This is a genomic window from bacterium, from assembly GCA_016716565.1.
Classification (GTDB): Bacteria; Bacteroidota; Ignavibacteria; order Ignavibacteriales; family Ignavibacteriaceae; genus IGN2.
The window spans coordinates 180,164-202,066 of sequence record JADJWC010000003.1; the positions used below are offsets into that span (position 1 = coordinate 180,164).

18 protein-coding genes and 1 pseudogene are annotated in these 21,903 nt (G+C 36.9%); 8 read left to right on the top strand and 11 right to left on the bottom strand.

The window, feature by feature from the left end; genetic code table 11:
- Window position 1: 1 nt before the first annotated feature.
- The gene (gene lon, locus IPM14_12910) at window positions 2-2,371 is read right to left on the bottom strand and encodes an endopeptidase La (protein MBK9098996.1); all 2,370 of its coding nucleotides are present in this window, start codon (window positions 2,369-2,371) and stop codon (window positions 2-4) included.
- A gap of 242 nt (window positions 2,372-2,613) precedes the next feature.
- Between lon and IPM14_12915 the strand changes: the two genes are divergently transcribed.
- Window positions 2,614-3,381 carry an inositol monophosphatase gene (locus IPM14_12915; protein ID MBK9098997.1) on the top strand — a complete coding sequence of 256 codons (768 nt, stop codon included), beginning with the start codon at window positions 2,614-2,616 and terminating at the stop codon, window positions 3,379-3,381.
- Between the two features lie 180 nt (window positions 3,382-3,561).
- Here the strand turns inward: IPM14_12915 and IPM14_12920 are convergent, their stop codons facing one another.
- Window positions 3,562-5,391 carry a long-chain fatty acid--CoA ligase gene (locus IPM14_12920; GenBank protein MBK9098998.1) on the bottom strand — a complete coding sequence of 610 codons (1,830 nt, stop codon included), beginning with the start codon at window positions 5,389-5,391 and terminating at the stop codon, window positions 3,562-3,564.
- 242 nt (window positions 5,392-5,633) lie between these two features.
- On the opposite strand from IPM14_12920, the gene pruA reads away from it, so the two are divergent.
- The 5 genes and pseudogenes from pruA (at window position 5,634) to aroE (ending at window position 11,588) form a co-directional block, all read left to right on the top strand.
- Window positions 5,634-7,265, top strand: a complete 1,632-nt coding sequence (gene pruA / locus IPM14_12925) for an L-glutamate gamma-semialdehyde dehydrogenase (GenBank protein ID MBK9098999.1) — start codon at window positions 5,634-5,636, stop codon at window positions 7,263-7,265.
- Window positions 7,266-7,553: 288 nt separating this feature from the next.
- Window positions 7,554-7,763 carry a hypothetical protein gene (locus IPM14_12930; GenBank protein ID MBK9099000.1) on the top strand — a complete coding sequence of 70 codons (210 nt, stop codon included), beginning with the start codon at window positions 7,554-7,556 and terminating at the stop codon, window positions 7,761-7,763.
- Window positions 7,764-7,876: 113 nt separating this feature from the next.
- Window positions 7,877-9,092, top strand: a pseudogene (sucC, locus tag IPM14_12935) (ADP-forming succinate--CoA ligase subunit beta).
- A 162-nt stretch (window positions 9,093-9,254) separates the two neighbouring features.
- Window positions 9,255-10,667 (top strand): tetratricopeptide repeat protein, encoded by a 1,413-nt coding sequence (locus IPM14_12940; GenBank protein ID MBK9099001.1) that lies wholly within the window; start codon window positions 9,255-9,257, stop codon window positions 10,665-10,667.
- 39 nt (window positions 10,668-10,706) lie between these two features.
- The gene (gene aroE / locus IPM14_12945; protein MBK9099002.1) at window positions 10,707-11,588 is read left to right on the top strand and encodes a shikimate dehydrogenase; all 882 of its coding nucleotides are present in this window, start codon (window positions 10,707-10,709) and stop codon (window positions 11,586-11,588) included.
- An 11-nt stretch (window positions 11,589-11,599) separates the two neighbouring features.
- Here the strand turns inward: aroE and IPM14_12950 are convergent, their stop codons facing one another.
- Window positions 11,600-12,793, bottom strand: a complete 1,194-nt coding sequence (locus IPM14_12950; protein ID MBK9099003.1) for a pyridoxal phosphate-dependent aminotransferase — start codon at window positions 12,791-12,793, stop codon at window positions 11,600-11,602.
- Between the two features lie 202 nt (window positions 12,794-12,995).
- Between IPM14_12950 and IPM14_12955 the strand changes: the two genes are divergently transcribed.
- Window positions 12,996-13,649, top strand: coding sequence for a hypothetical protein (locus tag IPM14_12955; GenBank protein MBK9099004.1), 654 nt, complete (start codon window positions 12,996-12,998; stop codon window positions 13,647-13,649).
- 1 nt (window position 13,650) lies between these two features.
- Here the strand turns inward: IPM14_12955 and IPM14_12960 are convergent, their stop codons facing one another.
- The 8 genes from IPM14_12960 to coaD form a co-directional block, all read right to left on the bottom strand.
- A complete protein-coding gene (locus tag IPM14_12960) occupies window positions 13,651-14,445 on the bottom strand; it encodes a methyltransferase domain-containing protein (protein ID MBK9099005.1) in 795 nt (264 codons plus the stop codon).
- A 4-nt stretch (window positions 14,446-14,449) separates the two neighbouring features.
- Window positions 14,450-14,947, bottom strand: a complete 498-nt coding sequence (locus IPM14_12965) for a hypothetical protein (GenBank protein MBK9099006.1) — start codon at window positions 14,945-14,947, stop codon at window positions 14,450-14,452.
- Window positions 14,948-15,010: 63 nt separating this feature from the next.
- Window positions 15,011-15,412: a large-conductance mechanosensitive channel protein MscL gene (gene mscL, locus IPM14_12970; protein ID MBK9099007.1), complete on the bottom strand. Its 402-nt coding sequence runs from the start codon at window positions 15,410-15,412 to the stop codon at window positions 15,011-15,013.
- Between the two features lie 85 nt (window positions 15,413-15,497).
- Window positions 15,498-15,941: a DinB family protein gene (locus IPM14_12975; GenBank protein ID MBK9099008.1), complete on the bottom strand. Its 444-nt coding sequence runs from the start codon at window positions 15,939-15,941 to the stop codon at window positions 15,498-15,500.
- Window positions 15,942-15,951: 10 nt separating this feature from the next.
- On the bottom strand, window positions 15,952-16,923 hold the full coding sequence (locus IPM14_12980; GenBank protein ID MBK9099009.1) for a hypothetical protein: 972 nt from the start codon (window positions 16,921-16,923) through the stop codon (window positions 15,952-15,954).
- A gap of 72 nt (window positions 16,924-16,995) precedes the next feature.
- A complete protein-coding gene (pckA, locus tag IPM14_12985) occupies window positions 16,996-18,648 on the bottom strand; it encodes a phosphoenolpyruvate carboxykinase (ATP) (protein MBK9099010.1) in 1,653 nt (550 codons plus the stop codon).
- The gene (locus tag IPM14_12990) at window positions 18,645-19,862 is read right to left on the bottom strand and encodes a pyridoxal phosphate-dependent aminotransferase (GenBank protein MBK9099011.1); all 1,218 of its coding nucleotides are present in this window, start codon (window positions 19,860-19,862) and stop codon (window positions 18,645-18,647) included. The genes pckA and IPM14_12990 overlap by 4 nt, the downstream gene beginning before the upstream one ends.
- 535 nt (window positions 19,863-20,397) lie before the next feature.
- On the bottom strand, window positions 20,398-20,880 hold the full coding sequence (gene coaD, locus IPM14_12995) for a pantetheine-phosphate adenylyltransferase (GenBank protein MBK9099012.1): 483 nt from the start codon (window positions 20,878-20,880) through the stop codon (window positions 20,398-20,400).
- 160 nt (window positions 20,881-21,040) lie between these two features.
- On the opposite strand from coaD, the gene IPM14_13000 reads away from it, so the two are divergent.
- Window positions 21,041-21,883: a neutral zinc metallopeptidase gene (locus IPM14_13000; GenBank protein MBK9099013.1), complete on the top strand. Its 843-nt coding sequence runs from the start codon at window positions 21,041-21,043 to the stop codon at window positions 21,881-21,883.
- Window positions 21,884-21,903: the final 20 nt, after the last annotated feature.

Below are 21,903 nucleotides of genomic sequence, written 5' to 3' on the forward strand. Positions count from 1 at the left end.
GTCAACTTTTCTTTTTTAATTTCCGGTTTTTTGCTTCAGTGGATTTCTTCATCGTGACACCCTCAAACAAATAGGGAATAGCCTGTTCTGCTCGTCCAATAGTAACAATATCTAAACCTGACTTAACTTTATCCGAAACTTCTTTCAGATCAATTTCATTTTCTTTTGGAATAAGAACCGTCTTAATATTATTTCTTTTTGCAGCTAAAAGTTTTTCAGTTAGTCCGCCGATTGCGAGTATTGATCCTGTTAGTGTAATTTCACCTGTCATAGCAACATTGTTGGATGCTGGTTTTCCGCTTATTGCTGACAGCATCGCCATTGCCATTGCAACACCAGCAGATGGACCATCTTTTGGAATTGCTCCTTCCGGCAAGTGAATGTGAATTTCTCTGCCTTTGAAGAAATCGGGATTCAGGCCTAACCTTTTAGCAGAAGCACGCAGATAACTCAATGCGGCTTGCGCAGATTCTTTCATAACATTTCCAAGCTGACCGGTAAGATTCAATTTACCTGCACCATTCATAATTGTAACATCAACTGAAAGCAACTCACCTCCGGTGCTTGTCCATGCTAAACCGGTTACGCTACCGACTTTATTTCCTTTACTATGTCTTTGATATCTGTATCGCGGAGTTTTTAAATATTCTTCAACTAATTCTTCGTTGATCACATACTTTGCTTTCTTTTTACTTTTTCCATTTGTCGATTCTTTTACAACAATTTCCTTAGCAAGTTTTCGGAGGATTGAAGCTATCTCTCTTTCAAGATTTCTGACACCCGCTTCTCTGGTGTATTCACCAATAATTTTTTTAATAGCATTCTCACTGAACTCAATGTGTTTATTTTCAAGTCCGTGTGCATTTAATTGTTTCGGAATAAGATGCTTCTTTGCTATTTCAAGCTTGTCATATTCGAGATAACCGGGGAGCTCAATTATTTCCATTCTGTCCTGAAGAGGCAGTGGAATGTTGTATCGAATGTTAGCTGTCGTAATGAACATCACCTGCTGAAGATTGTAATCAACTTCAAGGTAATGATCATTGAAAGTGTGGTTTTGTTCAGGATCCAGAACTTCAAGCATAGCTGATGATGGATCGCCCCGGAAATCCATACTCATCTTATCAATTTCATCAAGCAGAATTACGGGATTAATAGTTCCCGCTCTTTTCATTGATTGAATAATTTTTCCCGGCATTGAACCGATATAGGTTCTTCTGTGTCCGCGAATTTCTGCTTCATCACGAACGCCACCGAGACTGATACGAACAAAATTTCTACCAAGAGCACGAGCAATTGATTTACCTAAAGAAGTTTTACCAACTCCCGGAGGACCGACGAAACATAATATCTGACCTTTCATCTGCTTAACTAAATTAAGAACAGCAATATGCTCGATGATTCTTTCTTTTGGTTTTTCTAATCCGAAATGATCCTGGTCAAGAATTTTTTGAACGTGCTTGATGTCAAGATTGTCTTTTGATCTTTTACTCCAAGGTACACCAACAAGCCAGTCCAGATAATTTCTTATTACAGTTGATTCGGGAGACATTGGCGGAGTTTTTTTTAGCTTGTTGAATTCTTCTAGAGCTTTGTCTTCAACTTCCTTCGGCATCTTTGCCTTTTTAATCTGATCCCGAATTTTAGCAAACTCAGGTGATGCGTCTTCATCTTCACCTAATTCATCCTGCAGAATTTTTATTTGTTCCTGTATAATAAACTTTCGCTGGGTCTTTGCAATGTTTTCCTGGACTTTATTATCAATCTCTTTTTCAATCCTCAGAATATCGATTTCAGAGTTCAATACTTTTATTACTTCAAGATATTGTTCTTTGAGAGTAAATTTCTGAAGAATGGTCTGCTTGACTTCAATTGATTGATTGATATTAGCTGCAGCGTAAAAAAGTTTTCTGTCAGGCTCTTCGATATTATCAAATGCTGTAATCGTATCCTTTGGAACATTCTTGCTGATCTTAACATAATCTTTGAAAAGCTGAGTCATCTGCCTGATCATCGCATTCATTTCGTGGTCATTATCAACGGTTGGAATGATCAGTTCTATTTTGCCTTCAAAGAAACTTTTATTGTTAGTGAACTCAGTTATCCTTGCCTGGAACAAACCATCGACAAGAATTTTCATTAGTCCGTTTGGAAGCTTTAATATCTGAACAATTTTCGCTACCGTTCCTTCCGGATATAAATCTTTTATTGAAGGATCTTCGATCGCTGATTTTTTTTGTGTTGATAAAAAGATATACTTAGTATGCTCAGCCGCAAAATTAGCTGCCCTGATAGATTGTTCTCGTCCGACAAGAACCGGAAATATCATATACGGAAAGATTACAATATCTCTCAGCGGTAAAATCGGCATTTCTTCAGGGATACTATCTACTATTGAATTGCTTTCGGACGGATGGATTTCCAGATCCTTAAGATTTTCCAAAAAATTTCTCCTTTATTGAACATAAATTCGGGTCGAAATATATCTAATTAACAACCTGCTATCAAGGAAAGTTTCGTTACAGTATTTCTTAATAAGCTTGACGTTCGGACCTTTAGGTTATTGATGAAAGCTGTTTCGTTTATATTTGTAACAAAAAAAATCCCGATTTTATGATTGATGATATAATTAAAATATCAAAAGAAGCTGGTGAACTGATAAGAAATGCTTTTGGCAAATCTCATTCAATTGAGTTTAAAACAAATGAACTGAATCTGGTTACAGAAACTGACAAAGCATCAGAAAAGCTGATAACCGATTTCATCAGAAAAAAATATCCTTCCCACGGAATTCTCGCAGAAGAGGGAAGTGAAGTGAATAAATCAGCTGAATATCTTTGGGTGATTGATCCTCTTGATGGAACAACAAATTTTGCTCACGGATTACCAATCTTTGCAGTGTCAATCGGAGTTCAGAAAAATAGAGATACGATTGCCGGAGTCGTATATGATGTTATGAGAGATGTGATCTATTCAGCAGAAAAAGGAAAAGGAAGCTTTGAAAATGGTCGGAAAATATTCGTGAGTAAGAATGAAATCCTTGGACACAGTGTTCTCGTTACCGGATTTCCGTACAACATCAAAGAAAATCCTGACAAGGCATCTGAAAGATTTGTTGCATTTTTAAAACAAGTACGCGCAATAAGAAGACTCGGTTCTGCCGCAATTGATTTTTGTTATGTAGCGAGCGGAGTATTTGATGGTTTCTGGGAAGTATCACTTCATCCGTGGGATATATGTGCCGGAAAACTAATTGTTGAAGAAGCCGGCGGAGTTGTTACAGATTTTGATGGTGATAAAATTGATATATATTCGAAGAGAATACTGGCAACGAACAGTCTCGTCCATAAAAAGATGATTAATGTTTTGAATGGTGTTTAGCTGATTGAGTTGAGTATCAGTCGTCAGATTCCCGACTCTCCAGCTAGTGCGGGATCGCAGGAATGACAAGAAACGGTCAGTCATTCCGGCTTGTCCGGAATCTGCGATCGAATTCCCGACCTAACTGTCCAGTAGACAGGATCTCTTCACTCCCGGGAATGATTGTAAACAGTAGAAAATTTAATCCTTCTCCATTCCGCCGTAGTACATTTTCTCAATCAGATAATTGTATTTTTCTTCTACAACTTTTCTTTTGATCTTTAAGCTCGGCGTAATTTCACCGGTTTCTATTGTGAAAGGCTTATCAAGTAAAGCAAACTTCCTTACTCGTTCATAATTCGCAAGCTGTTTTTGAAGTTTTGCCATATCACTTTCAATCAACTTATAAATCTGATCGTTGTTTGTTAAGTCGGATTCATTCTTATAAGGAATGTTATGAGCATCCGCAAATTCTTTTAATGCCTCATAATCGGGAACTATTAATGCACTGAGGAACATTCTTTTATCACCGATCAATACAAACTGGTCAATGTATTTGCTGGCAAGAAAAATATTTTCAATCGGAGTTGGAGCAATATATTTTCCAGCACTAGTTTTAAACAGATGTTTTTTCCGGTCAGTTATTTGTAAAAATCCTTCAGAATCAAATACACCAATGTCTCCGGTGTGGAGCCATCCGTGAATGATTGTCTCTTCGGTTTCTTTCTTCTTTTTGTAATACCCTTTCATAATGTTTGGACCACGAGCCAGTATTTCACCATCGGGAGCAATTTTTACTTCAACTCCCGGCAAAGGCTTGCCGACAGTTCCGAATTTATAGTCATCAGGTTTGTTAGCTGTTATCACCGGAGATGATTCAGTCAGTCCATATCCTTCGACAATCTGAATTCCGGCCGCTTCAAAAAATTCTCCGAGTTCTTTGGAAAGTGCTGCTCCACCTGAAATAAAAAATCTCAATCTTCCGCCGGTTCGTTCTCTTATTTTTTTAAAGACAAGTTTATCGGCTATTCTATATTTTGCTGCGAGTGCAAATGGAACCGGGCCTTTCTTTTTTGCAGCACAAAATTTCTTACCCAAATCCAAAGCCCAATAGAAAATCTTTTGTTTGGTAACTGACTGACTCTCTACATTTTTAATAATTCTTGACTGAATTCTTTCAAACAATCTCGGAACTGATGTCATCAGAGTGGGTCTTGCTTCCTGAAGATTTGTTGCAACCTTTTCAATACTTTCAGCGTAATAAATTGTGCATCCCGCGGCAAACGCAGTGTAATACCCAGCCATTCGTTCAAATATATGGCAAAGAGGAAGAAACGAAAGGAACACATCATCTTTTGTAATTGGGAAAATATCTAGCGCAGCATTTACATTTGAAATAATATTCTGATGAGTCAGGATTACCCCTTTCGGTTCTCCGGTTGTCCCGGATGTATAAATAATCGTGCAGACATCATCTTCTTTAATTTCTGCAGCAGATTTTTTCAGTAAGTCAGGACTACTGTGCTGAATGCTTTTCCCTTTTTCCTGGATTTGAGCAAACGTGAAAAGGTGATCTGTAACTGCTACATCATCATGGTCATTAAGAATTATAATATGTTTCAAATGTTTGCAGTTCTTTAAAACTTTCTGAACCTTGTTTAGTTGAAATCCGGTTGAAATAATTATTGCTTTCGATTCTGAATCGTTGAGTATGTATTCTATTGAATCTGAAGTTAATGAAGGATAAAGAGGAACATTTACTATTCCGAGCATCTGCATTGCAAAATCAGCATAAACCCATTCAGGACGGTTTTCGGAAATAAGTGCGACACAATCACCTTTTCTCAGACCGAGAGCGTTCAAACCGAAAGCAAATGAGTCGGTCTCCGTTTTTAATTCCGGATAGGTAATTCCTTTGTAGACATTATCAACTTTTCTGAAGATAATATGTCCTCCTTTTATAGGACCAAAATCTTCAGTTAAAAATTTATAAAGCTCGGGTATTGTGTAAAATGCTTTTAAAGAACCCATAAATTTCTCCGCTTAAATTGGAAAAGCATTGTTATTTTTCGGGATGAATGGATACCAGCCCTCTCTCGCTGCTTCCATACAATTTAACTGCCTGCAAAATAATGCCAATCAAATTAATTGCAAAGAAATTTTATTTAATGAAATCGCCTATAAAATTCATCTGAATTATGTGAGTTTAAATTGTATCTCAAAACCAAAAACGGTAATTTTCATAACACAATTTTTATTTATGAGGAAATCCTATGTCAAATGCATATTTCAAAGTACCACAACCAATAAATGAACCAGTTAAAAGCTATAAACCGGGGAGTCCGGAAAGAGAAGAATTAAAGAAAAAATTAGCAGAACTAAAATCCAAACAAATTGAAGCTCCATTAATTATTGGCGGAGAAGAAGTTAGAACCGGCAATACAGAAAAAATGGTAATGCCGCACAATCACAGTCACGTTCTTGGTGTTTATCATAAAGCAAGTAAAAAAGAAGTTGATATGGCTGTTGAAGCCGCACTCGAAGCTCGCAAGGAATGGGCAGAAATGCCGTGGGAACACAGAGTTTCTATTTTCTTAAAGATAGCTGATTTGTTAGCTGGCCCGTGGAGATCAACAATAAATGCTGCTACAATGCTTGGACAATCTAAGACAGTTTATCAGGCAGAGATTGATTCGGCTGCTGAGCTTGTTGACTTCTATCGCTTCAACAGTTTTTATATGGCTCAGTTGATGCAGGATCAGCCTTACTCCGGAAGCGGAATGTGGAATCGTTTGGAATATCGTCCGCTGGAAGGATTTATTTTTTCTGTGACTCCTTTTAACTTCACATCAATTGCAGGAAATCTTCCAACTGCTCCGGCAATTGTTGGTAATGTAAGTTTGTGGAAACCTGCTTCAAGTGCAGTATACTCGGCATATTGGCTGATGAAATTATTTGAAGAAGCTGGATTGCCAAAAGGTGTGATCAATTTTGTTCCCGGATCCGGTGGACAGGTTGGAACTCCTGCATTTACAAATCCAAATCTTGCTGGTGTTCACTTTACAGGATCAACCGAAGTTTTTCAGAATATGTGGAAAACTATTTCCGATAATCTAAAAAATATGAAGTACTATCCTCGCATAGTTGGTGAAACCGGCGGTAAAGATTTTATATTTGCTCATAGTTCAGCAGATGTTGATGCACTTGTTGTTGCAGCTTTACGCGGTGCTTTTGAATACCAGGGTCAGAAATGTTCTGCTGCTTCAAGAATGTACATTCCAAAATCTATCTGGAAAGAGTTTAAAGAAAAGTACGTTGCTGAAGTTGGCAAAATTAAAATGGGTGATATTGAAGACTTCACAAACTTTATGGGTGCTGTAATTGATAAAGGAGCTTTCAAATCAATTACCGAATACATCAAATATGCAAAAGGTTCTAATGAAGTCGAGATAATAACCGGTGGAAACTTTGATGATTCAAAAGGGTATTTCATTGAGCCGACAACGATTGTTACCACAAATCCGAAATTCAAAACGATGGAAGAAGAAATTTTTGGTCCTGTGTTAACGATTTATGTCTATGATGATAACAAGCTCGATGAAACTTTAACACTCTGTGATGAAACTTCTCCATATGCATTAACAGGTGCAATCTTTGCTCAGGATAGAAAAGTAATTGTTAAAATGTCAAATAGATTAAGAAATGCTGCCGGAAATTTCTACATAAATGATAAACCAACAGGAGCAGTTGTTGGTCAGCAGCCGTTTGGTGGTGGAAGAGCTTCAGGCACGAATGATAAGGCCGGAAGTGCTATGAATATTTTGAGATGGATGACTGCCAGAACAATAAAAGAAACTTTTGATCCTCCGAAAGATTGGCGTTATCCGTTTATGAGTGAGAAATAAAAAACTCTTCGCAGAAGTTCTCAAAAGAGGTTGTTGTTAAAGATGCTATTTTTATTTTAATAAATGAAAAAGTAGATAAAGGATTAAGGAAATGAATGACGAACTAAGAAATCAAATCAATAAACTCAATGTTTCTGAGAAGATACTCTTGGTTGAAGAAATTTGGGATAGTAACGAGGACAACTTGAGTTAACTGATGCAAAAATATTCTAAAAGAAGTAATGAAATAAATGTAACCCATGGAAGAAAGTGGGAAGAAATAAGAGATGAGTTTTTAGGAAAAATTAAATGATATCAGATGTCGTTTTTCATCCCGGAGCTGAAGAAGAATTCAATGAAGCTATTCTGTGGTATGGAAATCAACAAAAAGGACTTGATATAGAATTTGCTCGCTGTATAGATGATGCTATCCAAAAAATTATAAGAATCCGGAACTCTATCCAATCGAATTTGATAATTATAGAAAGAAAGTCGTTAGAAGATTTCCTTTTAAGATAATTTATGAGATTATTGAAGACAGTATATATGTTTTAGCAGTTTTTCATTCAAGGAAATCCGAAATTGATATGAAGCTAATTAAAATTAAAATTTTTAACTAAAAGTAAAGATAAATGAAAATTCACGAGTATCAGGCAAAAGAAACCTTAAAGAAATTCAACGTTCCTGTTCAAGATGGTGTTCCTATCAGGAGTATGGAAGAATTTGATGGGGCAATATTCCAGCTTAAGCAGAAAGGAATAAATCAATTTGTCGTGAAGTCACAGATTCACGCTGGTGGAAGAGGGAAAGGGAAGTTGTATAATCCTAAAAATCCAAGTGAATTAATTCTTGAAGGTGGAGTTAAGTTCACAACTTCAGTTGAGAAAGCAAAGGAAATAGCAAGTAAGATTTTTAGGCAACTTGCTTGTTACTCATCAAACCGGACCTGAAGGTAAAATTGTAAAAACACTTTTCATCACTGAAGGACTTGATTACAAGAAAGAATTGTATCTCGGAATTCTCCTAGACCGTGCAGTTTCCAAAAACGTAATAATGGTATCCACTGAAGGTGGAGTCGAGATTGAAAAAGTTGCAGCGGAAACTCCTGAAAAAATCATTAAAGAATGGATTGATCCGGCAATTGGATTACGTGATTTCCAGGCTCGTAAACTTGCATTTGCACTTGGTCTGGAAGGAAATGCGTTCAAGAGTTTCATTCCTTTTATAAAATCACTATACAATGCTTATGAAAAGACAGATGCATCACTGTTGGAAATCAATCCATTGATTATAACTAATGATGACAAAGTTGTTGCACTCGATGCAAAAATGAATTTTGACGATAACGCTCTTTACCGTCATCCTGAAATTGCTGCGTACCGAGATCTTGATGAAGAGGATCCGTTGGAAATTGAAGCTTCGAAGTACAATCTCAATTACATAAAGTTGGATGGGAACGTTGGCTGTATGGTAAACGGTGCCGGACTTGCAATGGCTACTATGGATATTATCAAACTTGCTGGCGGCGAGCCGGCAAACTTCCTTGACGTTGGCGGTGGTGCAAGCAAAGAAACAGTCGCAAACGGTTTTAAAATTATTTTATCTGACAAAAATGTTAAAGCAATATTGATTAATATCTTTGGTGGAATAGTTAGATGCGACCGTGTTGCACAGGGAGTTATTGATGCTGCAAAAGAGATGCACGTTGCTGTTCCAATTGTTGTTCGGCTTGAAGGAACAAATGCAAAAGAAGCCGGAGTGCTTTTAAGAGAATCTCATCTCAACTTTGAAGTGGCCGAATCATTTGATGATGCTGCGAAAAAAGTGACGGCAGTTTTAAGGAAATGACTCAGAAAATATAATTATATGCCAGCCCTGTAATAGCAGGGCTTTTTTATACCTGGTATTTGCTTAGTAAAATTTTATTAATCTGTCAAATCTTTGCGTTCTTGTTTTTAGTTTTTTTTAGTTATACATTTTTTGTGGAATTAAAATTAATAAGGAAAGTGGATGAGCTTCTTTGATGAAGAGTATGATTTTAGTGAATCCTCCGAAAATGAGAACCTCAGGGAACAGATAGAAGAGTGTAAACGGTTAATTGATTCAGGATCTGTTTATGGATATCTCGATATGTTTGACGAAGTGACACAGGCATGTCTGGATAATGATTTAAATGAAGATGGATTATACCTCATAAATGCACTGATTGAAATTGCACCTTACAATTCTGAATACTGGATTAAAAAAGGTTTGTTCCTTAATGCACTTGGATATTTCAATGAATCAATTGAGTGTTTCAATAAAGCATTGTCACTAAACCCCGGAGATTCTGATGCGCTTGTCGACAGATCGATTGCCGAGGAGAATATTGGACTGTTTAAGCAGGCTAAAGAATCTCTACACAAAGCTTTAGCAAACGATCCGAATAATGAAGATGCTCTTTACAGCCTTGGTATACTTCATCAGCGAAACGAGGAGTTTGAAGCAGCGATCAGATTTTTTAATCAGGTGTTAAAGCTTAATTCTGAATATGCTGAAGCTTATTACGAGTTGGGATTTTGCTACGAAAATCTGGAAGATTATTCAAATGCTTTAATTTCCTACGAAAAGTTTCTTGAGATAGATCCATACAATCCTAACGGTTGGTACAATCGAGGGGTTATTCTTTCAAAAATGAACAAGATGGAACAAGCTATCAACAGCTATGAATTGGCTGTTTCTATAAGGGAAAATTTTACGAGCGCCTGGTTCAACAAAGGAAATATTCTAGCTGAATTGCAACGATATCCTGAAGCGCTTGAAAGTTTCAGGAAAGCTTATGAGCTGGATTCGGGTGACGAAACTACTTGTTACAATATCGGAAATTTATATGAAGAACTCGGCGACTTAAAAAACGCTCTCAGGTTTTACAGTGAAGCAATAAAAAACAACGATGCATACTTTGAAGCGTATCTGGCGCGCGGTTACTGCTATGATTCAGCAGGGAAGTATCAATTTGCATTACGAGATTTTAATAAAGCAGTAACACTCGCGCAGGATAGTGCTGAAGCATGGTACGCAAAAGCTGATCTTGAGTATTCTTTAGGTAAGTTGAAAGAAGCAGTTAATAGTTATATAAAAGCATTGAAGATTTCGCCGGCAAGCTACGATATATGGTTTACACTTGCGGAGACTTATGTTGAACTTGGCGAATGGCTCAGTGCACTCGAAGCTTTTGACAAATGTATTACGCTGAAGGAAAACGATGCCAAAGCAATTTATGAAAAAGCAAAAGTTAATTTTATACTCAGCAGGACTGAAGATGCACTTCAATGCCTGAAAAAAGCATTTGAATTGGATCCGAGCATTCAGGAAGAGTTTACTAATGATTATCCGGAAATTAAATCCTCCAAACTGTTCAAAAAGCTCCTGGGTGAAAACTGACAGCGGATTGAATTCCAGTGGCAGATTTAAGAGGGCAATGTGAGAAATTCTTTTTTAGCAAATACTGAACTGATTGGTTTGATTGGACATCCCATTAAGCATTCTTATTCTCCATTCATTCAAAACTTTGCACTTGAACAGATGAATCTTGATTATGTTTACCTACCATTTGATGTGCCATCCGAAAATCTTAAAGCTGCGGTAAACGGAGTGCTTGCATTAGGTTTGAAAGGCTTAAATGTTACTCTTCCTCATAAGGAAAAAATCATAAAATATCTTGACGAAGTTTCTGAGGAAGCTTCGATCATCGGCGCTGTGAATACAATTGTTAACGATCATGGTAAACTGATGGGTTACAATACAGATGCTTACGGAATTTTAGAAACGCTGCTGCCCTTTAAAGAAAAAATTTCAGGAACTAAAGCAACCGTAATTGGTGCTGGAGGAAGTGCCCGGGCTGTAATTTATACTCTGCTTCGATATTTCAAACCGGAAGAAATAAACATCATCAATCGTACTCAGCAGAAAGCTGATACACTTGCAAACGATTTTGCATTGAAGATGAGATACGATTCCTTTCATACATTCGAACTTTTTCCACCGGATAATGTTGAGACATTAAAAAACTCCAGCCTGATTTTTAACGCTACAACTTTGGGAATGTATCCGGATGTTGAAGATACAATCACTGACATTGATGACTCATTCAATGATGAACACATAGTATTTGATTTGATTTACAATCCAACCAAAACAAAATTCCTGAAAACTGCTGAGATACAGGGTGCAAATGTTGTTGGCGGATTGAAGATGCTGATTTCTCAGGCTGCAAAATCTTTTGAATTATGGACTGGAGTGGAAATGCCGGTGGAAATTATCTTCGATTCACTTCAAGAATATATCAAGCAGCAAAACGCATAATTCATTTTGGATTAAACTTCCAGCTTTGCTAAAGCTTTCCTGAGTCTGATAACCGCTACCTTCAGATTTTCCATTGATGTGGCATAAGAAATTCTCAGATAACCATCTGCGCCGAATGCATTACCAGGTACGACGGCAATATGTGCTTCATATAGAAGATGCATTGCAAAGTCGAAAGAGTTTTCTACCTGGAGAACTTTTGAATGTTTGTGCATAAATGCAGAAATATTTGGAAATAAATAAAATGCTCCTTCGGGTTTATAGCAGGTTATTCCTTTAATCGAAACAAGTTCGCTAAATAAAAACTCCCTGCGCTTTCTGAACTCAACAAACATTTCATTGATAACGTATTGAGGTCCGGTTAATGCTTCAATCGCAGCAAACTGCGAAACAGAAGATGGATGTGACGTACTGTGACTCTGAATCTTATTCATACCTTCAATGATATGCTCGTTTGCTGCAGTATAACCGATTCTCCAGCCGGTCATTGCGTAAGATTTCGATATACCGTTTACCAGTATTATTCTGTTTCGCAGTTGTGTGGCTATTGTTGCGAAACTAAAAAATTCAAAATTATCATAAACCATCTTCTCATAAATTTCGTCTGCGAGAATATAAAAGTTTCCTTTCTCCGCAACTTTAGCTAATGCTTCAAGCTCTTGTTTGTTGTATGCTGAGCCTGTTGGATTCGATGGATTGCAAAGGATGAATATTTTGGTTTTTGGTGTGATAGCATTTTTGAGCTGTTCAGGCGTAATTCTGAATCCACTTTTTTCAGTTGTCTCGATGACTACAACTTTTCCACCAGCAAGATTCACCATTGCCGGGTAAGAAACCCAATAAGGTGAAGGAATTATAACTTCGTCTCCGGGATTTACGGTGGTTAAAATTGCATTGTAGCAGCTTTGTTTTGCACCGCTGGATACAATTATTTCACTCAGCTTGTATTCAAGATGATTATCTCTTTTAAGTTTTGCCTGAATTGCTGTTCTCAATTCAACCGTTCCTGAATTGATTGTATATCTTGTATGGTTTTCTTCAATGCCCGTTTTTCCGGCTTCTTTAATATTATGCGGAGTAGGGAAGTCAGGTTCTCCCATACTTAAATTTATTACATCAACTCCTTCGGTTTTTAGCTTCTTTGCTTCCGCAGCGATGTGCATAGTTTCAGATACAGCAATCTCATTAACCCTATTGGCGATCATTAAAAATTCCTAAATTGTTAATATTGATTCTGCCCGGTTCAGGCAAGCTTGTTGGAAGATGTTTTAAATCTCAAAAAAAATTTGGCGAAATATAAACCTGTAGCACTGAATTAAAAAAAATATTTTTCAAATGAATAAGCCGTTAAAATAGTTTGACTAAAACCGGATTATTTATTACGTTTGTTAAAAACAAAGGTGATTTATGAAAAAAATTATTCCGATTTTCTTATTCTTTGTTTTAATTGAATTTGATACTGGCGCACAGACTTATCTGCAGCACAATTCAGTGTTTTTCGGTGGAATGGCCGGAGTCGCAACCGTCAATCTATCAGGCAATGATGGACAGAATCCTGTATCGCTCGCTTTTGGTGGAAGTGTTGGAATACCGATTCCACTCATAAAAAATCTTTTTCTCTATGCACGAACATCATATATCTCACAATCAAACTTTCAATCGTTTTACAACACATCATACCTGAATACCAACATTCAGCTTTCGGAAGATTTTGTGGAAGTCAATTCTTCGTTCAGCCAATTGATAATTAACGGAGGACTGCTTTACAATTTTCTTGTAACTGATGATTTTGTGTTAGGTATAAATGGAGGAATGACATTTATGGTTGTAAACCAGGAAGCAAGGTTGAGAACCGGCAGAGTAATTTCAAGCGTTGATAATGAAAATATCTGGGGTGCATTTGGCGGACTCGTAGCAGAAAAACGCTGGGATGACAGTAACTTTTCCACATTTGCTGAAGCTCAGTACAACTATGCTCAGAGTGATGCTGAATATAGACCCGGTGCTTTTAGTGCAATGAATTATACTTTTGGAGTGAGATATTATTTGTCCAGCAGGTGAATCAGCCAGTTTTCCTGATGCACCAGACACAACTGGTGATATCATTTTCAATAATTGAACACTCTTCTTCCTGTCTCTTTACATAATCGAAAAATAATTTCTCTTTGTCTGGATATTTTTTTGCTAGTTCTTTTGCTCTTTTTCTAATAGCCTCGGTGTACATTCTATCTATATTAATAGTATCCTCAACAGGAATTATTACCTCATTGATTATCTTATCTCCGAATGAGGTTAGCTGTTTAACTGTCGTCTCATAATTTTTTATTACTGAATAATCTGGATTCTCCAAAGAAGATTCATTATTCAGAAAGCATCCATCATAGATAATAAATCCGCCACTGCGAATACATTTTCTCAATTCTCGAATTGCATTATGAATCTCTCCAAGAAGCGTTTCCGCAGAAGCAAGAACAACAATATCGTAATTTCTTTCATTTTGAACCGAGGTCTTTATATCGGAAACTTCAAATTGACATAAATGATCTACACCTTCTTCAATTGCTTTTCTATTTGCTAGTTCAACAAATGGTTTGAATAAATCTATTCCTTTGCAAGAAAATCCAAGACTCTTTGCTATTTGAATTGATACTGCACCTTTCCCACATGCCAGGTCAAGAACAGTTGAGTCTTTTTTAAGATTGAGTGATTTAAGTGTTTGTATTATAATTTGTGGTGATGCGCCAAGCGCAAACAAATCTTGCAGTAGAAAAGGAATGTATGGAATCAGTTCAGGTGTCGCATCAAAGCCTTTTGCTACCTGAACTTTCTGTTCGTTGTTCAGGCTATCATACTCCATAATTTTATTTCCGGACGATCTTAGATCTTTCTGAAACTATCCTTTCAAGTTCCCGGGAGTGTTCAATAATTTTTTTTGAATCATCACTATCCAGCCCGGTTCTTTGTCCATTTATAACATAATCGTAGGCAATTACACTTCCATCGGGGTCAACCATCAGTTCAACATTTTTAAATTGCTTGTCGGGCATATAAGTTAGTTCTCTTCCGACAAAATAAAGCATCTTTCCATCTTTGAAATAGTATCTGTTAAATGCCTCTCCTGGCTCTCTGTAACGGAAATCTTCATTAATAAAAATCAGTTTTTGCTTATGAAAATATGCTCTGAAATTAGAATACGCAGCCGATGATCCCCAATTAAAATGTTCTTCGGCCTCGGGATTGTAAAGTAAGGAATCAATTTCTTTTTTGATCTCGAGTATGCCTTGCTCAGTATATTCTTTTCTTCCGCAGGAAATGAATAATGATATGACTACAAAAATGATTGCTAAGAAATATTTCATGATACCATATTTTTAAAAATAAAAAGCCACGGCTAATCCGTGGCTCAAAGATAAAAAGATAGTTTATTTTTTCCTCAATTCGTTTCTGATTTCTTCTAAAAGAATTTCCGATTTGGTTGGTGCGGGTGGAGCAGCAGGTTTTTCCTCTTCTTTTTTCTTGAAGGAGTTTATCGCTTTAACAACCATAAAAATTGCGAACGCAATTATTACAAAGTCGATGATGGTGTTAATAAAAGTTCCGTACTTCAGTACCACTGCCGGAACAGTATCTGTACCTTGCTTAAGAGTTATTGCAAGATTTGAAAAATCAACACCGCCAAGCAGCACACCTATTGGCGGCATAATTACATCAGCAACGAATGAAGAAACGATTTTCCCAAATGCAGCACCGATAATGATACCGATTGCCATATCGAGAACATTTCCACGCATAGCAAATTGTTTAAATTCTTGTAACATTTTCATAGATGCACTCCGATAATTTTTAGTTTGAAAGGAAAAAACTAACCGAAATTTACAAAATCAGTGCGACAAAAAAAGCAATTTAAAGTTAGATGTCTAACAATCTTCTATGATAATTAATCTGTCCGAGATGGTAGTTGAGATGTGCGGCCATATGAGTGAGCAGATATTCTGTTGTCATTTCATAACCAAAGACATTGATAGGATAGATTTTTTGAAGATCATCTTCGCTTAATTTGGCAAATGTTTCTTGTAAAACCTTCGATGTCGATTCAATTTCAGCCACTAGTTCACGAATAGGAACATCCTTCTTGCTGAATTCTGCATCACGATTTCTTACATAACCGGAATCACCGAGAACGGCACCAACGAAATGCTGAAGATTTCCGCAGAGATGCAGACAAAGATTTCCCGCTGAGTTTTTAATGTCTCCGGAAATTTTCCAAACGATTTTTTCATCTTTGTAGGAAGTTATTTCTGTTTTTAGTTTTTCGAGATCGCGGATGAAGAGTTTTGTTAATGTTTCTATCATAATTTGATTTTTAGTTGTGCCAAGAATTACCATCATCGGTTGACCTAATAAAATTACCCCAAATTGTTCCTGCATACAAATAACCGAGCCGATCTTTCATATATGATATCGCTACTGTATCCACGGTATGCGTCCAGGATTCTCCATCATCGGATGTAGAAAAAATTCCATACCCAGTGCCAATAAATAATTTATTTATCCTATTCGTTATATATTGTGTTGTAGAAGCTGTGCCAAGACCAGAGAGACTCCACGATTTTCCCCCATCAACTGATTTGTGAATTCCGCCACCCCCATATATACTACTTGATACTCCACCGGCAAAAAGCATTGAATTGTGTGAATAGAAGGAAGCTACATGAATTTGATATCCAGTTGAGTCCCATGTAATACCCCTATCAGAAGAGTATAATATTTGTCCTGGGAAATCGAACGAAATTCCTATAATGATAGAACTAGTATCAGGGAAAAAGACATCAAAGATATGATTATCAGTATATAACACTTCCCATGTATTTCCTTTATCTGATGATTTATGCAAACCATCTCCTGCAACGTAAATATTTCCATATAAATCTTCTTCGAATTGGTGAATTAATGTCATCGTAGAACTTAAGGAAATCCACGTATTTCCATTATCCGATGAACGAAGTATATGGGAATTTCCAGATTTGATATATGAAATGAATACGTAATCATCTGAAGTTATTTTAATCTCTGTTACACTTGTAATTGAATCGATTAACAAAGTTTGCGAATGCCAGGTGCTTCCTCGATCTGTTGAAATAAACAGGCCCTCATGAGTTGCTGCAAAAAAATCTCCTTGCGAGTTAATGCCTATTTCATTTATATAGCCACCCGGTGGATTGGTTATATCATTTAATTCTTCTTCGGGAGGATTTGTCGAATCTTCAGTACAAAATGTTAGAATCAAAACTGTTATTAATGAGAGCAGAATAAAAGATAGTTTATGAGATTTCAAGTTTTTACCTTAAAATTATTTACCAAGTATAAATAAGGAGACGGGTCATTGATCCGTCTCTACAATTTTCAATTATGCTTTCAACCTTACCGGTCCTGCTTTCTTCACTTCCTCCGCAGTTCCATCAGCAAATAGTTTGAAGTTTTCTACAAATCGTGCTGCGAGAGCATCGTATTTTTTCCAGTATTCGTCTTTGTTTCCCCAACTGTTAGATGGTTCGAGAACATCTTCGGGAACATCTGGACAAGAGAGAGGTACTTCAAATCCGAACAATTTATCTTTTCTGTATTTAACAGTGTCCAACTTTCCATCAAGAGCAGCATTTAAAAGATTTCTTGTGTGACGAATGCTTATACGCTTCCCAACTCCGAATCTTCCGCCAACCCAGCCGGTATTTACAAGCCAGACGTTAGCTTTGTGCTTCAACATTCTTTCTTTTAGCATTTGTGAATATTCATATGGATGACGAACCATAAACGGCGCACCAAAACAAGCCGAGAAAGTTATCTGTGGTTCAATGCCAAGACCGATTTCTGTTCCAGCAATCTTTGATGTGTAACCGCTGATAAAATGGTATTGAGCTTGTTCGGGATTAAGTTTTGCTATCGGAGGCATTACACCTGATGCATCACAAGTCAGGAAAATAATATTCTTTGGATGCTTGTGGACATATCCTTCTTTCACAACATTCGGAATAAAATCAATTGGATAAGAACATCGTGTATTCTCAGTGATCATATCATCATCAAGATCAATATGTCTGCTCACCGGATCGTAAACAACATTTTCGAGAATAGTTCCAAATCTTTTTGTTGTGGCGTAGATTTCAGGTTCAGCTTCTGCTGACAAACGAATCACTTTTGCATAACATCCGCCTTCAAAATTGAAAACTCCATTTGAACTCCAGCCGTGTTCATCATCACCGATGAGTAATCTGTTTGGATCAGCAGATAATGTAGTTTTACCAGTCCCACTCAATCCAAAGAAGAGCGCAACGTCACCTTTTTTCCCAACGTTCGCAGAGCAATGCATTGGAAGCACATCTTCAAATGTTAAAAGGAAATTCAAAACTGTAAAGACTGATTTTTTAATTTCACCGCCGTAAAGTGAATTAGCAATTATCGCAGTTCGTTCTGCGAAGTTTAAAATAATTCCGGTTTGAGATCTTGTACCATCAATTGATGGATCGAGTTTGAACCCGGGTAAAGCGATAACTGTAAAATCGGGAATGAAATTTTTCAATTCGTCTTTGTTAGCGATAGTCAGAAACATATTTCTTGCAAACAAACTATGCCAGGCTTTCTCAGTAATTACTCTTACTTTCAATCTATAATCAGGATCAGCACCTGCATAAACATCCTGAACAAATAATTCTTCGCCTTGCAGAAATGCTCTTGCTCTTGCCATAACAGCAGTGAATTTTTCCTGGCTGAAAGGACGATTGTAAACTCCCCACCAGATTTTATCCTTTGTTGATTGCTCTTCAACAACAAATTTATCTGATGCAGCTCTTGCAGTGTGAGGTTTTGTGTTCACAAGAAGTGGTCCACCTTTGGAAAGTTTTCCTTCATTTCTGAAAACAGCTTCTTCATATAAAGCTTCATCCGGCAGATTCCAGAATACACGATCAAGTTCTGTAAATCCCTGGTTCTTCAACCTGAAATCTGAAGCAAGCTCCATCGCCTGCTTGGTTGCCGGAGTATCGAATTCTAAATATTTACTCATGACCAATCCCTCACTAATTTTCTGTCGCCGATGTAGAGTTCATTTGGTGAATTAGGATCAAGTGCCCATTTCATTCTCTCGATTCCGTCCTGGATATCTTTGATTGTTCCGCAGTAGCTCAACCTTAAATAACCTTCAAGTCCAAACTCGGCACCGGGAACAGTCAGCACTTGAACTTTATCAATTAAGAATGCTGAAAGAGCATTTGAACTTTTATTATAAGCACTGAAATCTGCGAAGCAATAAAATGTGCCATCTGGTTTTGTTACTTTGACTCCCTCGAATGAATGAAGAAGATCGATCATAACATTTCTGTTATTCTCCAAAGTAACTCTTAATGACTCAACACTGGATTGAATTCCGTTAAGTGCACCGACAGCAGCCTTCTGCAAAAGAACAGATGGACCGGAAGTCTGATGTCCCTGGATATTGCTCATCGCAGCAATTACTTTTTTATTTCCAACTGCCCATCCAATCCGGAAGCCGGTCATTGCATATTGTTTCGATACTCCATTAACGATTATGATCTTGGAGTTTTCATCCTGTTTCTTCGCATACTTTAATGCATTGATTGGCTTTCTTCCATCAAAAATCAATCGATGATAAATATCATCCATTATCAGCCAGATATCTTTTTTCTCACAGAATTGAACAACATCAGAAATAAATTCTTCGGAATACATTGCACCGGTTGGATTGTTAGGACTATTAATTATAACAGCTTTAGTATATGAACCAACACGATCTTCAATATCCTTTAATCTAGGATAGAAAGTACCATCCTCTGCTGGTGCAGGAACAGGAATTGCTCCAATTAATCTTGCCATATCCGGATAACTTACCCAGTACGGTGCAGGAAAAATAACTTCTTCCTGCGGATTAAGAATTGCTTGCAGCGCAACCATCAATGCCTGTTTGGCTCCACCGGAAGCGATGATGTGTTGAGGTGTTACTTTCCTGTCGTAAAATTCTTCTGTGTATCTGATGATTGCTTGTTTGAGTGCAGGTATTCCATCAGCCGGTGCATACCTGACTTCACCTGTATTTACGTGTGCAACGGTTGCCATAATAGCTTCCATCGGTACACGGGTTTTTGGCTCTCCTCCGCCGAGGTGAATTACCGGGTCACCTTTCTCTTTTAAGATTGCAAACTTTTCATTGAGTGCAAGGGTGGGAGAGGGCTTTATTGATTTAGCGATAAGACTTAAGCTCATATTTTCAGCCCTGTATTTTGATGATTATTTAAATAATAAAAATTAACCATTGAAAATTATTTGTACTGTAAGCCAGATACAAGTAAAATCGATATTGATCTGCTTGAGAAATGATAATTATTGTGTTATAAATCCGGCTAACGAAGAATTAATATTTTAGTTTCTTCATTGATAAATTGTAAATGACAAATCTGTCATCCTGTTTATAGACTTCTTTAACAGCTCAAATTTTTTCTCCAAAAATGACCTTCGAAAGCGTAGAATTTACATTGTTTCTTTAGAATTTAGTCTAAAAACAAACTAAATGACAGTATTATGGCGGTATAATTCTTGAAAAAAATCAATCAATTAATAAATCATTAACAAAATTTTGGTCCAGTCGTATGCAAAATGATACCGCATTAAATATCGTGACAAGTTTTATTTTCAGTGCACTTTTCTTGCTTGTTACCATAGTTTTTTTAGCTTGATAATCATTTTTTCCCAAAATAAAAAGGGTGTCATCTGACACCCTTTTTTGTTTCCAAATTACACCCTACATACCTTGAAATTTTTTCTTTAATGCTTCAGCAACAATCGGTGGTACAAAATCACTTACATCACTTTTTAAGCTCGCAAGATTTCTGATAATTGTTGAGTTAAGATAAGTGAATTTTTCGTGAGGCATAAGAAAAACAGTGGCGATATCATTCGCCAGTTTTCTGTTCATTAATGCCATCTGAAATTCGTATTCAAAATCACTGACTGCACGAAGCCCTCTCAGAATCCCCGATGCACCAACAATTTTTGCATGATCAACAACCAATCCGTCAAAGGAATCAACCGATACATTTGGAAATTGCTTGAGACTCTCCTTTAACATATTCACTCTTTCTTCTGTCGTGAAAAGAGGAGCTTTACCAGGATTTATTGCTACTGTAACTACTACAGCGTCAAAAAGTTCAATTGCTCTTTTAATTAAATCGATGTGTCCATAAGTAACCGGATCAAAAGTTCCGGGATATAAAACTTTTCGCATATTTATAACTACCAATAATTTTGTAAATGACTGTGTAAATATTAAACATTAGGAAGACTTAACAAAAAATAGCTTTGCTTTTGTGGATATTGATAGGATATTTGTAGAAAAGATTTAAATATTATACTTATATTTTTTTAGATATTTTAAGGAGAAAATTATGCGTTGGAAAGGTAGAAGAGAAAGCAGCAATGTCGAGGATCGTCGCGGTGGTTACTCCAAAGGTATGGTTGGTGGTGGCATTGGTAGTATTATTCTGATTCTCGCGATATATTTTCTTGGTGGTGATCCTTCCCAGATTATGAACACTTCGCAATTTGATAATCAGACAACAACTTCTCCTTATCAGGGAACTGCTGAGGAAAATGAACTTGCGCAATTTGTCTCAGTAGTTCTTGCAGAAACTGAAGATGTATGGACAGAATTATTCAGGAAAGAAGGATTAACGTATCAATACCCGAAACTCGTTCTGTATACCGGAAGCGTTCAATCTGCATGCGGATTTTCAAGTGCCGCGACAGGACCATTCTATTGTCCCGGAGATTATAAATTATACATTGATTTGAGTTTTTATGAGGAACTGAGAAATAAATTTAAAGCTCCCGGCGATTTTGCAATGGCGTATGTTATCGCTCACGAAGTCGGGCACCACGTTCAAACATTACTTGGTATTAATGAAAAAGTAAATTCACTTCGTTCACGAGTGAGCGAAAAAGAGTTCAATAAATATCTTGTTCGTTTGGAATTACAGGCAGATTATCTCGCTGGTGTTTGGGCTCATTATGCTGATAGAATCGACTTGCTTGAAGAAGGTGATCTTGAAGAAGCATTGAACGCTGCAAGCGCTGTTGGTGATGATAGAATTCAAAAAAGTATGCAAGGTTATGTCGTTCCCGAAAGTTTTACGCACGGCACTTCTGAACAAAGAAAAAGGTGGTTTTATAAGGGATTCAGAGCCGGGAATCTTGATGATGGTGATACTTTTGATGCGGAAAATCTTTAACTGAATATATGGACATCATT

Excerpts from the sequence above, each read along its gene's own strand:
- lon (MBK9098996.1), bottom strand. The coding sequence starts at position 2,371 with ATGCCGATTTTACCGCTGAGAGATATTGTAATCTTTCCGTATATGATA.
- IPM14_12915 (MBK9098997.1), top strand. The coding sequence starts at position 2,614 with ATGATTGATGATATAATTAAAATATCAAAAGAAGCTGGTGAACTGATA.
- IPM14_12920 (MBK9098998.1), bottom strand. The coding sequence starts at position 5,391 with ATGGGTTCTTTAAAAGCATTTTACACAATACCCGAGCTTTATAAATTT.
- pruA (MBK9098999.1), top strand. The coding sequence starts at position 5,634 with ATGTCAAATGCATATTTCAAAGTACCACAACCAATAAATGAACCAGTT.
- IPM14_12930 (MBK9099000.1), top strand. The coding sequence starts at position 7,554 with ATGATATCAGATGTCGTTTTTCATCCCGGAGCTGAAGAAGAATTCAAT.
- IPM14_12940 (MBK9099001.1), top strand. The coding sequence starts at position 9,255 with ATGAGCTTCTTTGATGAAGAGTATGATTTTAGTGAATCCTCCGAAAAT.
- IPM14_12950 (MBK9099003.1), bottom strand. The coding sequence starts at position 12,793 with ATGATCGCCAATAGGGTTAATGAGATTGCTGTATCTGAAACTATGCAC.
- IPM14_12955 (MBK9099004.1), top strand. The coding sequence starts at position 12,996 with ATGAAAAAAATTATTCCGATTTTCTTATTCTTTGTTTTAATTGAATTT.
- IPM14_12960 (MBK9099005.1), bottom strand. The coding sequence starts at position 14,445 with ATGGAGTATGATAGCCTGAACAACGAACAGAAAGTTCAGGTAGCAAAA.
- IPM14_12965 (MBK9099006.1), bottom strand. The coding sequence starts at position 14,947 with ATGAAATATTTCTTAGCAATCATTTTTGTAGTCATATCATTATTCATT.
- mscL (MBK9099007.1), bottom strand. The coding sequence starts at position 15,412 with ATGAAAATGTTACAAGAATTTAAACAATTTGCTATGCGTGGAAATGTT.
- IPM14_12975 (MBK9099008.1), bottom strand. The coding sequence starts at position 15,941 with ATGATAGAAACATTAACAAAACTCTTCATCCGCGATCTCGAAAAACTA.
- pckA (MBK9099010.1), bottom strand. The coding sequence starts at position 18,648 with ATGAGTAAATATTTAGAATTCGATACTCCGGCAACCAAGCAGGCGATG.
- IPM14_12990 (MBK9099011.1), bottom strand. The coding sequence starts at position 19,862 with ATGAGCTTAAGTCTTATCGCTAAATCAATAAAGCCCTCTCCCACCCTT.
- coaD (MBK9099012.1), bottom strand. The coding sequence starts at position 20,880 with ATGCGAAAAGTTTTATATCCCGGAACTTTTGATCCGGTTACTTATGGA.
- IPM14_13000 (MBK9099013.1), top strand. The coding sequence starts at position 21,041 with ATGCGTTGGAAAGGTAGAAGAGAAAGCAGCAATGTCGAGGATCGTCGC.